The 12,227-nt window shown below is 57.9% G+C and carries 10 protein-coding genes; 2 read left to right on the top strand and 8 right to left on the bottom strand.

The window, feature by feature from the left end; translation table 11 throughout:
* Positions 1–3: 3 nt before the first annotated feature.
* Entirely contained in the window at positions 4–2,538 is a 2,535-nt protein-coding gene (locus ACR0KS_RS07430; protein ID WP_170564988.1) for a baseplate multidomain protein megatron, read from the bottom strand.
* Between the two features lie 661 nt (positions 2,539–3,199).
* Here ACR0KS_RS07430 and ACR0KS_RS07425 point away from each other — a divergent pair.
* Complete coding sequence (locus tag ACR0KS_RS07425) at positions 3,200–4,462, top strand: DEAD/DEAH box helicase (RefSeq protein WP_170564991.1); 1,263 nt, start codon at positions 3,200–3,202, stop codon at positions 4,460–4,462.
* 34 nt (positions 4,463–4,496) lie between these two features.
* Here ACR0KS_RS07425 and mltG read toward each other — a convergent pair whose 3' ends face one another.
* The 7 genes from mltG to fabD all read right to left on the bottom strand — a co-directional run bounded on the left by mltG (position 4,497) and on the right by fabD (position 10,826).
* The gene (gene mltG, locus ACR0KS_RS07420; protein ID WP_170564995.1) at positions 4,497–5,657 is read right to left on the bottom strand and encodes an endolytic transglycosylase MltG; all 1,161 of its coding nucleotides are present in this window, start codon (positions 5,655–5,657) and stop codon (positions 4,497–4,499) included.
* The gene (fabF, locus tag ACR0KS_RS07415; protein WP_170564998.1) at positions 5,658–6,923 is read right to left on the bottom strand and encodes a beta-ketoacyl-ACP synthase II; all 1,266 of its coding nucleotides are present in this window, start codon (positions 6,921–6,923) and stop codon (positions 5,658–5,660) included. It abuts the gene before it with no gap.
* Positions 6,924–7,123: 200 nt separating this feature from the next.
* Entirely contained in the window at positions 7,124–7,867 is a 744-nt protein-coding gene (locus ACR0KS_RS07410) for a 1-(5-phosphoribosyl)-5-[(5-phosphoribosylamino)methylideneamino] imidazole-4-carboxamide isomerase (protein ID WP_170382700.1), read from the bottom strand.
* A gap of 118 nt (positions 7,868–7,985) precedes the next feature.
* The gene (locus ACR0KS_RS07405; protein ID WP_170382698.1) at positions 7,986–8,525 is read right to left on the bottom strand and encodes a GNAT family N-acetyltransferase; all 540 of its coding nucleotides are present in this window, start codon (positions 8,523–8,525) and stop codon (positions 7,986–7,988) included.
* A 140-nt stretch (positions 8,526–8,665) separates the two neighbouring features.
* Complete coding sequence (locus ACR0KS_RS07400) at positions 8,666–8,899, bottom strand: acyl carrier protein (protein WP_008756330.1); 234 nt, start codon at positions 8,897–8,899, stop codon at positions 8,666–8,668.
* A 209-nt stretch (positions 8,900–9,108) separates the two neighbouring features.
* Complete coding sequence (fabG, locus tag ACR0KS_RS07395) at positions 9,109–9,846, bottom strand: 3-oxoacyl-[acyl-carrier-protein] reductase (RefSeq protein WP_170382696.1); 738 nt, start codon at positions 9,844–9,846, stop codon at positions 9,109–9,111.
* Between the two features lie 41 nt (positions 9,847–9,887).
* On the bottom strand, positions 9,888–10,826 hold the full coding sequence (fabD, locus tag ACR0KS_RS07390) for an ACP S-malonyltransferase (protein WP_170565001.1): 939 nt from the start codon (positions 10,824–10,826) through the stop codon (positions 9,888–9,890).
* A 170-nt stretch (positions 10,827–10,996) separates the two neighbouring features.
* Here fabD and ACR0KS_RS07385 point away from each other — a divergent pair, with 170 nt between their 5' ends.
* Positions 10,997–12,223: a cytochrome b/b6 domain-containing protein gene (locus tag ACR0KS_RS07385; protein ID WP_170565004.1), complete on the top strand. Its 1,227-nt coding sequence runs from the start codon at positions 10,997–10,999 to the stop codon at positions 12,221–12,223.
* The last annotated feature ends 4 nt before the right edge of the window (positions 12,224–12,227 follow it).

The following is a 12,227-nucleotide window of genomic DNA, read 5'->3' as shown; positions in this document are numbered from 1 at the left end:
CGCCTAGCCTGCGGCAAGCTCGGCGTACAAGCCGGGGCCATACGCAGCCGATAGCTGAGCAACGCGGAAATCGTAGGGGCCGTCGACGCCGTCCTCCAACTTCATGGCATCCGTGTATGTCCAGCTAGGTTGGTTGACGATTTGTTCGCGGACCAAAGACCCGTCAACCCGAATCTGGATCAGATAGGATTCGGTTTCCTCGCCCAGCGGCACTTCCATTCCGCCCCAGTCATCGCCGTCAATCCGTGTGCGGCGTGTCCATGAAAGTACGTCATCCAGACCGTCAGGGCGAAAGCGCAGATGCACAGGTGCATAGGGACGCAATCCATTCCCATTGAACGCCTCAACCTGATGAACAAAGGATGGGTCGTCATAGCCGCGGGTCGCCGGACCGATTCTGTAGTGCTTTGCAACTCGACGCTCTGAACGCGAGAGAGCGGTCTGGGCAACCCTCTGGTCAAGCAATACAAAAACGGACCCCTCAGGCCAAACATCGGGAATTGCCGCATCAGTCCCAAACTGTCCCCGGAGCCGTTTCGACAAAGCGTAGACACCTTCGGATTGCAGGTCTGCATGCGCGAACTGGAAAACCTCCCAATTGTCCGGCGTCCCATCCCCGATGGCGGCAAAATTGGCTCCGCTCAGCAGCGCTTCGCGTGGACGTGATTCCAGCAGCCCTCCTATGAGGTTAACAAGTAACGGCGCGCCTTCATCCCACAGACCAGCGCTGGCGCGTCGCAGCGGGGCTTGTGTAAACCCGATAACCGCCTGGCCTGAAACGACCTGCTGCAACACGTAGTCTTCATCGGTTGCGGCAGCGTAAACCGCAGCACCTCCCGGCCAAGGATCGGCCGAGATCGCAAGGTGCGGAGCATGGGGGACCTCTGACCCCGTCATGAGGGGTAAATCCAGGAACACTGGATATACTGGAACCGGAGCGACAAATGGGCTCTCTGCCACGATATCATCCGGTAGGTCCGAAGGGGTGTAGACGCCCGGTTCGATCCGAACGGCGTCCGCAATTTGCATCTCAGCCTGCTCAAGGCGGTCGATGCGATAGCGCGCACGCTGTTCATCACCTTTCAGGCTAACGACGTCGCCAACGCCAACATGCGACATCGAAGGCGGCAAGGCAAAACGAGTAGTTTCGCGCGAAACCCTTGCCTCACTAAGCCACCGTTCAACCGTTTGACGCCCTTCAGCTCGTGTCATTGACAGCGGCATCTCGTTCACCGAAACCGCATGCGTACGCGCATCCGGAGGCACCGCTTCTTCGGACACGATTTCATGATCTGCGTCAGACTGAACAAAGCGCAATCGAACTCGACCAGTCATCTCAGCCTCAGCTTCCCGGCGATGTTCGATGATGCCTTCAATTTCGCTACTGGTCGCAAGCTCCTCTGGGTCAAGTGCGACCGGCTTTCGACCGTCGCGCATTTGAAATAGAAGAACGCCGTCACGCTCAATTGCATCAAACCCGTATCTCAACATCAAGGGTTGCAACGCCGACCGCGCATCAGAGACCTGGTCAACCACATATCCGCGCACAATCCCATACAGTCCTGACGTATCGATGTCAGTCACCCCGGCCGCATGACAAATCTCGGCCACGACCGACGCCAATGTTCGTGCGCCGGACCGTCCATTCAGCCAATGACCACGCGCATAGTTCTCGCCATCATCCCACTGGCTGCGCAAGTTCGGAAATGCCGGAAACGGGCGGGCATCCCAGGCCCAGACGTAGGCGTTGGACATGTCCACCATTGGTGCGCCATAGACTTCCGAAACCGGGTTGATGTTTGAGTCGGACCAATAACCAAGTATCGCCTTCAGATACTGATATTGCATGAAGTCGTCGCGCAACCCGTTGGAATATTGCGGCAAATCGGACTCAGACGATTTGGGGTCCAAAAACTTATTAGGCTGATTGGTGCCCTTGTCTATCGCTGCGCACCCCAACTCTGTGAACCAGATGGGCTTTGAACCCGGCACCCAAGCCGTGCGGTCAGCTTGTCGAACGCCAGCAATGCGTTCGTGGTGGGGTTTCGCCCACCAATTGCGCAAGTCCTTGTATCGCCAAATCCAAGGTTCGTCGTGCTCGGTATCCTCGATCGGAGAGCGTATTTGAGCCTCGGCTTCTTCCGGGGATGCATAGTACCAGTCATGCCCTTCACCGCCCTCAATATTGGCGCGCAAGTAATCAATGCGACCCGCCAGCCAGCCTTCAACGTCAAAGGCGCTGTCATCCAGCAGACGCTGCGAGGCTTTGGGCAGCGCGCTCAGTTCGTGCAACGGGATCGAGATACGGTCGATCGACGGGGTTGCCGTCTCAGAGGCGGCGGCGTTCTCATCAGCCCAGCCCGCGCCCACATCGGTGTGGTCGATAAGTACGTCGAACGAGTTCGCCTCGACATTCACCACCGACGCGATCGAACGGATCGAAGCGGTGGATTTCAACACCGACTGGATGATCTCGGCGGTCTGCGGGTCGACCAGATAACTGACCCAGTTGCTTGCCTGCTCCGGCAAGGTTTGCATCCTCCCCGGCACCAATCTGCCTGCGCAGTTCTTCCGCTGCTTGGCGCAGATCGCGAATGGATCGCTCAAGCGACTGCAACAAGTCAGCCGTCTGGGAAATCCGCTCTTCCGGGGTAATCAAAGTCATGTGTGCCTGTGACCTCATGCGTGAGTTTACTCCGCACGAGAGAAGCAAAAGACGGCCACCGGGTTTCCCCGAGGCCGTTACCCACTTCTTCTAGCATGACACAGACTGTACGGAAATAAGTTTGCAAAGTCAATTTGTTACGCAACGCCCACGCAACAAGATCCGTCCTGTCGTTCAACAGTTTGTTAAGACCTGCCACTTCTGGATAGCAGCTTTCTATACCCTCCTCATCAGGCACACCGATTGGGAAACTAGCCAATTACTCAGCGGCAAACTTGACATTCCGTCCCCAAACACGCATGTGCCCCAAAACACAGCGCTGCCGCGTGAGCATAAATGGTCGTATTCGACCTCACAGCGCCCAACTCTCTCCAGTTCCCCTTCACGCAGGGTTCTTGTTGCGATGGCCGGACGGCACAGGACTCGCCCGTGCGTTCCGAGGCTTTGCGAAACCCTGTAGGCTCGTGCGTTATGCACGTGTCGATTTACTTGTTCGTGACTGGTACACGGTCGCGGATTGAAAAGGATGATTACTTGTTCGACTTTGACATGCTGGGCCTCGCCCCGGCTCTGAATGACGCGCTGAAACGCGCAAACTTTACGCAACCCACTCCGATCCAGAACCAGGCCATTCCGATGGCGCTTCAGGGTCACGATATTATGGGGCTGGCGCAAACCGGTACCGGCAAAACTCTGGCCTTTGGGCTGCCGCTGATTGACCACCTGTTGGCGCAACCCGGTAAACCCGCCCCCAAAACCGCCAAGGCGCTGATCCTTGCGCCGACGCGCGAGCTGGTCAATCAGATCGCCGAAAGCCTGCGGAACCTGACGAAGAAAACAAAAATCCGCGTCGCGACCGTTGTGGGCGGTCAGTCCATCGGCAAGCAGATTTCCTTCCTTGCACGTGGAACCGATATCCTCGTCGCGACACCCGGTCGCCTGATCGACCTCATGGAGCGCGGCGCTGTTGATCTCAGCTCGGTCCGTCATCTGGTGCTGGACGAAGCTGATCAGATGCTGGACATGGGGTTCATTCACGCTCTGCGCCGCATTGCGCCCGAACTTGGCACACCGCGTCAAACCATGCTGTTTTCCGCCACTATGCCCAAGCAGATGGAAGAAATCAGCCAGACCTACCTGACGAACCCGCAGCGCATTCAGGTCTCCCCTCCGGGGAAGGCGGCTGACAAAATCACGCAGTCAGTCCATTTCCTGAGCCGGGCAGAAAAGCCCGCCAAGTTGCGCGAGATCCTGTCCAAAGACGTTGACGCTCTGACGTTGGTGTTTGCGCGCACGAAACATGGTGCAGAGAGGTTGATGAAGGACCTCGTCGCCGATGGCTTTAACGCGGCCTCCATTCACGGCAACAAAACCCAAGGGCAACGCGACCGAGCGATCAAGGCGTTTCGCGCAGGTGAGGTCAACGTTCTTGTCGCAACCGATGTAGCCGCGCGCGGCATCGACATTCCCGGCGTGGCATATGTGATCAACTACGACCTACCCGAGGTGCCCGACAACTATGTGCACCGGATCGGCCGCACCGCCCGTGCAGGTCGCGAGGGTGAAGCTATCGCATTCTGCGCGCCGGATGAGTTGGATCAGCTAAAGCAGATTCAAAAGCTGATGAAGATCGAAATCCCTGTCGCCAGCGGTACAATGCCGGAATTTGCAGAGCCTAAAAAGCCGCGCAACCGAGGCGGATTCCGCCGTCGTGGACCAAAACCACAGGCGGCCAATGCTTCGGCTAAGCCCGGATCGAACAAGCGCCGGCGGCAACGCAGAAAACCCGCCGCCTAAATCAAAAAAGGTGCCGCAACACGCGGCACCTTTTTTAGTTTCCTGAACTTTGCCGTTCGGCTTCTATCTCGCGCCATTTGGCAACATTCCGGTTATGTTCGTCCAGCGTCTCGGCAAACGCATGTCCGCCTGTACCGTCCGCAACAAAGAACACATAGTTCGTTTCTTCCGGGGCTACAGCGGCCTCCAGACTTGCAAGACCCGGATTAGCGATCGGAGTCGGCGGCAAACCGTCAATAACATATGTGTTCCAAGGCGTTGCGCGACGAAGCTCACTCCGACGCAGACCACGCCCCAAGGTCCCTTGACCTTTTGTCACACCATAAATGACGGTCGGGTCTGTCTGCAGTTTCATACCACGCTCAAGTCGGTTCACGAAAACACTGGCCACCTGTCCGCGCTCATGCGGAACGCCTGTTTCCTTTTCGATGATCGAGGCAAGGATGAGCATTTCTTCCGGGCTGCTGATCGGCAGATCATCCTGCCGCTTTTCCCAGACCGCATTAACCCGCAACTGCTGCCTGTCTTGCATCCCCTGCAGAATGGCGTTCCTGTCAGCGCCTCGTACCACGTCGTAACTGTCGGGTGCCAACATCCCCTCGGCAGGAATTTCGGTAACATCGCCAGTCAGCGCATCAATCTGTTTCAGCCCTTCGACCACCTGCCACGCGGTAACACCTTCGGCCACCGAAACCCGATAGCGCGTATCAGCGTCGTTGCGTTTCTCGGTATAGGCCGCAGGAGCTTCTTCTTCGGCGACATCGAATGACGCAATCTCATCAAAGTCGAGCGTTGCGGGATTCAACTCGCGTACCCGCGTCTGTATGCGCGTCACACCAATGCGATATTCAATCTCTGACCCGCAGGTGCTTGCACCGCTGCGCGTGATTTCATCGATGATCTGCTCCATCGACGCGCCCTCGCGCACCAGAAAACTCCCCGCCTTCAACTGCGGGGCTTTGTCCGTGTAATCTGCCGCCATCCGGAAGATCATCGCGCTGCTGATCGCGCCCTGATCCTCCAGTTTTTGGCTGACTTCGGTCATGTTGGACCCGCGCTCAACCTGTAGGCAGATCGCGGTTTCCAATGGGCCTTCGTTTTTGTAACGCGATTGCCCCCAAAGAATAAGGCCGCCCGACAAGAACAGGCCGACCACCAGAATGGTCAGCATATTAGACGCCAGTGCGCGCCACATTTAGCTGACCTTTCCGAAGATCACGCTGGCATTCGTGCCACCAAACCCAAACGAGTTGGACAGCGCTACGTCGATCTTACGCTCGCGCTTGGCGTTCGGAGCCAAGTCGATAGACGTTTCAACAGCGGGATTATCCAAATTGATTGTCGGCGGTGCCACCTGATCCCGAATTGCCAGGATCGAAAAGATCGCCTCGATCGCTCCAGCGGCCCCGAGCAGGTGGCCAGTGGCGGATTTGGTAGAAGTCATAGTCGCATTTGCAGCGTGATCACCCAGCAACCGTTCAACCGCGCCCAATTCGATCGTGTCAGCCATGGTCGACGTGCCGTGCGCGTTGATATAGTCCAGATCCTTCGGCTCCAGCCCTGCACTACGCAGCGCGGCTTTCATCGAGCGTTCGGCCCCATCACCATCCTCGCTGGGTGCGGTGATATGGTAGGCGTCGCCGGACATGCCGTATCCCAGCACCTCGGCATAGATTTTGGCTCCACGCGCCTTGGCGTGTTCGTATTCTTCCAGAATGACAATACCGGACCCTTCACCCATGACGAAACCGTCACGGTCGACATCGTAGGGACGGCTCGCGGCTTTGGGGTTGTCTGCATATTTGGTGGACAGCGCTTTACAGGCGTTGAACCCCGCGATGCCGATCTCGCAAATGCAGCCTTCGCCGCCACCTGCGACCATGACATCGGCGTCTCCTGCACGGATAATCCGGCTAGCGTCACCGATGGCGTGGGCACCCGTCGAACATGCGGTTACAACCGAGTGGTTCGGCCCTTTAAAGCCGTGGCGGATTGAAACCTGCCCCGACGCCAGGTTAATCAGCGCACCGGGAATAAAGAAGGGGGACACCCTGCGCGGTCCCTTGTCGCGGATCAGGTTCGCCGTTTCCGCAATGGACCCCAGACCACCAATCCCCGAACCGATCAGAACACCGGTGCGCAGGCGCGCGTCTTCGTCCTCGGGAAGCCAATCGGCATCCTTACAGGCCATTTCCGCAGCCGCGATCGAGTACAGGATAAAATCCTCAACTTTGCGCTGCTCTTTCGGGGACATCCAATCATCGGGGTTGAACGTTCCGTTTGTTCCGTCCCCGCGAGGGACTTCGCAGGCATAGGTCGTGGTGACCCCGCTTGCCTCGGCGTCGAACAGCGTGATCGGTCCCGCGCCGGATTCCCCATCCAACAGCCGCGACCAGGTTTCCTCGACCCCGCTGGCCAACGGAGTGACCAATCCCAGACCGGTTACAACGACTCTGCGCATGAAGTGCCTCTTGCCTGCTTCGTGTTTAAGAAACGCTCATACCCCGGGGCGGGGTGCGGGGGCAAGAGCAACAGCAAAATCTGCGTCCAAGCCCCATAGTCGCAAAAGGCAAGGAAACGCCGAAAGAAAAACAAATCGGCCCAAAATAGAATCCGCCCCCTCAAAATAGATGAGGAGGCGAAAAAGCGTTCGGACTTGTCTTACTGAAACTCAGCCACAGGCTCGTGGGCCGCGCTTGCGACACTCAGGGCTTCTGACAAATCAATGGTCTTGCGGAACAACGCGCGACCGACCAGAGCACCCGAGATATTCGGAATGTAGGCCAAACGTGAAATGTCATCCGCTGTGCGCACGACGCCGCTTGCGATGATAGGCGTACGAGACTTTTCGGCCAGCCCCGAGATCAAACCCAGCTGCGCCTCGACATCCTCCATATCGCTGTCGATATCGGTCACTAGAATGGCGGCGAAAGGCGTATCCGCAAATGCCTCAATAAATGCCTCGGGGGTAAAGGCGCTCTGGCTGCGCCAGCCCTCTGTCATGACCTGACCCTGCCAGACATCCACGGCCAAAACGATCTGGTCCGGGTGCAGCTTGGCTAGTTCTTTAACCAGGTTGGGGTCCCACGCAGCCAAGGTACCGATCACGATCCGCCCGGCGCCTTTGTCGATCCAGTATTCAACCTGCTCGCGGGTGCGCATACCACCAGCCAACTGCACGGGAATCTCTGCCGAACGGATAATCTCTTCGACCAGTTCCGAGTTCGTGTCACGCCCTTCGATTGCATCAAAATCCGTCAGGTGCATCCACTCAGCCCCGGCGGAGGCCCAGCCATGCGCCGTTTCTGCGGGATTCACATGCCAAATCATGGCCTCATCCAAACGGCCCTTGTCCAGTGTGACACACCGGCCGTTCTGCAGTTCCATCGTGGGGTAAATCCTCATGAGCTTGCTCCTCCGCCCAATCATTCTGGAAATCGAGGATACCATACACAGAGAATCCAAACCGGTTTTTACCAGTTTCGGCAAACTACAGACATTTTGCGGCATTGCCCTATACGCTTTAGTGGCGCGTCGGCGGACCGTTTCGGCGCAAAAGATGAACGGGCGAACCCTGAAAACTACACTCTCGCATCAAGATGTAACCCAGCTTTTCTGCCAGGCTCTGAGACGACGAATTTGCGGAATTCACCAATGCAACCAATGGCCCCGGCATGATCCGGTCAAACCAATCATGCGCGGCCTGAGCTGCCTCCAGCCCCAATCCCTGCCCTTGCGCTTCGGGGGCCAGAACCCATCCGGCTTCGGGAAAACTGTCGAAATCTTCACCCAGTGAACGATTCCCGTAGAAGAACCCCGCCTGCCCAATCATCCGACGATTCGATTGCTGAATGATAGCCCACTGACCAAATCCGGCCATTTGCCAGTGACCCGCGTTTCTTAGAAACGAATCCCACGCTTCACCGCGTGATCGGGGTGTGCCGCCGATATGCCGCACAACACAAGGGTTCCGCCATATCTCGGCGAACCGGTTAAAATCTTCGGGCCGCATGCCGCAGAGCGTCAGGCGTGCCGTGTTGATCATCGGGGTGGATCGTATCATGCCCTGCCCGCTCAGATAATTTTGCCTCACGTAAATGGTGACGGAGGAATATCACGACTGGCAAGCAAGAATTCCGTTCGGGCATAAAAAACGGCGCCTCCGTTGCCCGGAAGCGCCGCTTTTAATTGAAAACGAAGGTCTTAGGACGCTTCGGAGATGAATTTGACGGCGTCGCCAAAGGTCTGGATGGTCTCGGCTGCGTCATCGGGGATTTCGATGCCGAACTCTTCTTCAAAGGCCATAACCAGCTCAACAGTGTCCAGGCTGTCTGCGCCCAGATCGTCGATGAAGGAAGCGTTTTCCGCTACTTTGTCTTCTTCAACCCCCAGGTGCTCAACAACGATCTTTTTAACGCGATCTGCGACGTCGCTCATGTCTATTCCTCATTCCGTTTCAGGGCGTAGTGCCCGGTTCTGCCCTTGCCCGCTCAGGCTGGCTTTGATTTGCCCGGTCCGGGCGGTTAAGGTCCCCGATTACCGGGAAAGTAGAAGGCCGACCATTTGGCCGACCCCTGCATTCATGCGCCGCCTATAGCACAGACAACGCCCGAGGCAAACGCTTTCGCACCTGCCCCGATCCGCGTTCACAACATGGCCATACCGCCGTTAACATGCAAGGTGGTTCCGGTAACATATCCAGCTTCGGGGCTGGCAAGGTACAGAACAGCGGCTGCAATTTCCGAGGCATCCCCCATGCGACCCGCCGGAACCTGGTTCAGAATTCCCGATTTCTGATCGTCCGTCAGCTTGTCAGTCATTGCGGTTGTGATGAACCCCGGAGCAACAGCGTTGGCCGTGATCCCCCGGCTGGCCACCTCATAGGCCAGTGACTTGGTCATACCAACCATACCCGCCTTGGATGCGGCATAGTTCGCCTGACCGGGGTTGCCCGTGGCACCCACGACAGACGAGATGTTGATGATCCGGCCCCAACGCGCCTTCATCATGCCGCGCAACACGCCTTTGCACAGCTTCGCAGTCGAGGTCATGTTGACGTCGATCACGCTCTGCCATTCTTCGTCCGACATGCGCATGAACAGGTTGTCGCGGGTAATGCCGGCGTTGTTGACCAGAATATCGACCGACCCCATTGCGTCAGCCGCTTGCTTCGGCAGGGATGCCACAGCCTCGGGGTCGCTTAGATTGCAGGGCAACACATGGGCGCGTTCACCCAGTTCGCCAGCAAGGGCTTCCAGAGGCTCGACCCGAGTGCCCGACAACGCAACTGTCGCGCCCGCAGTATGCAAAACACGCGCGATCTCACCGCCGATCCCGCCCGAGGCACCGGTGATCAGTGCGTTCTTTCCTGTCAAATCAAACATTCGATTATCCTTTTCATACGCATCCCGCGATGCGCTGTGTCTTACGATTCGGCCTGCGTTACATTCTGCACGTCATCCGGCGTGCCAACAGCTTTACCCGCGATCGAGCGGTCGATTTTGCGGATCATCCCAGACAAGGCTTTGCCTGCCCCGATCTCCCACGTTTCGGTCACGCCCTGCGCGGCCATGTACTGAACGCTTTCGCGCCAGCGGACAGAGCCTGTGACCTGCTCAACCAGCAACTGACGGATCAGATCAGGGTCGCTAACGGCCTCGGCCCGCACATTCGCAATCAACGGAACGGCAGGAGCTTTGATTTCAACCCCGGCCAGAGCTTCAGCCATCACATCCGCCGCAGGCTGCATCAGCGCACAGTGGAAAGGCGCGCTCACCGGCAGCATAACGGCGCGCTTTGCGCCCTTTTCCTTGGCGATTTCGGCTGCACGCTCAACGGCTGCTTTCGCGCCCGAGACCACAACCTGAGTCGGATCGTTGTCGTTTGCAGCCTGGCAAACCTCACCCTGCGCGGCTTCTTCAGCTACGGCCCGCACTGCATCCAAATCCAACCCAAGGATCGCGGCCATAGCGCCCTCGCCCACTGGAACCGCGCTTTGCATCGCCTGCCCCCGGGTGCGCAGCAGGCGCGCCGTGTCCGAAACTGACAACGCACCAGACGCAGCCAGCGCAGAATACTCACCCAACGAATGCCCCGCCACAAACGCTGCATCCGTGACGGAAACGCCCTCGGCTTCCAAGGCGCGCATCGCTGCCATCGACGTCGCCATCAATGCAGGCTGCGCGTTCTGTGTCAGTGTCAATTCGGCAATATCGCCTTCCCAGATCAGGCCGCTCAGCTTTTCGCCCAATGCCTCATCGACTTCGTCGAATACCGCCTGCGCGGTAGGATACGCCTCGGCCAGAGCCTTGCCCATTCCGATGGTCTGGGCGCCCTGCCCGGGGAAAACAAATGCGCGTGTCATTGCAACCTCTTGGATGACGTTAGGTTGCGGCGGGGTGTAAACCGACTGCGGGCGCGGCACAAGCGTTGCATTGGGTCTGCACTAAGGCACTTTCGCTGTGCGCGACGCACTATTGTGTCCTGACGGCATGGCTATAGGTTGATTTCAACACCACATTCCCGGAGCGCCTCATGCCCTCGACGAACACATTCTCCAGCTACGGCAGCGTGACCAAGACCTTTCACTGGCTGACCGCCCTGTTGATTTTGACCGCTCTGCCGTTGGGCTGGTTGGCGAATGATCTGGCCCAAGCCATCTATGACCCCGCGATTCCAACGACCGAAGATGACATCGCCCGGGCGGCACGGCTGTTCTCACTCCACAAAACAATCGGTATATCAGTGTTCTTCGTGGCTCTGGCCCGGATTTTCTGGGCGCTCTCCCAAACCAAACCCGGCCTTTTGAACGCAGACAACAAGCCCGAAGCGTTCGCCGCCGAGACCGTTCATTGGCTGCTTTATGGGTCCCTCGCTCTTGTGCCTCTGACCGGCTGGCTTCATCACGCAGCGGCCGAGGGGTTTGCCCCGATCCTCTGGCCGTTCGGACAGAACCTGCCTTTCGTCCCGAAATCAGCGCATCTGGCAGAATTCACCGCGAGTCTGCATTGGCTGTTTGTCTGGACTTTGGCCGGATCACTGCTTCTGCACATCGCAGGCGCGCTCAAGCACCACATCATCGACAAAGACAGCACCTTGCGCCGGATGTTGCCCGGCAGATCGGTCGCGCCAGAGCCGCCAGCGCAGTCTCATTCCCTCATGCCAGCAGGTGCAGCCCTAATAGTCTGGTGCGCCGTTTTGGTCGGCGGGTGGTCGATCGGAGCATTCAGCCACCATTCGACGGCCAGTACCGACACGGCTGAATTGGCAGAGGTTCAATCGGACTGGCAGGTGCAAGAGGGTACGCTCTCTATCACGATCACCCAACTTGGCAGCCCCGTCACCGGCAGCTTTGCAGACTGGACCGCTGCGATCGTATTCGATGAACCTTCTGCGCCCGGCTTAGCGGGCTCTGTGGATGTGAACATTGCCATTTCATCACTCAGCCTCGGCACGGTGACAGATCAGGCGATGGGCGCAGACTTCTTCGACAGCGCACAATTTCCAACCGCCCGGTTCAAGGCTGATTTGTTCAAAACCGAAACCGGCTATGAGGCGCGCGGCTCCCTGACGATCCGAGACAGATCGGCTGACGTTGTCCTGCCCTTCACTCTCGACCTACAGGACGACACCGCTGTGGTTTCGGGCAAGCTAGAACTGAACCGGATGGATTTCGATGTAGGCTCCTCTCAGCCCACAGAAGACTCGCTGGGGTTTGCGGTCGTTGTTTCAGTCGATCTGACCGCCAAGCGCGGCGAATAAAAAA

The organism is Ruegeria sp. BC7 (assembly GCF_056539165.1).
This window is presented reverse-complemented; position numbering and strand designations above follow the sequence as displayed.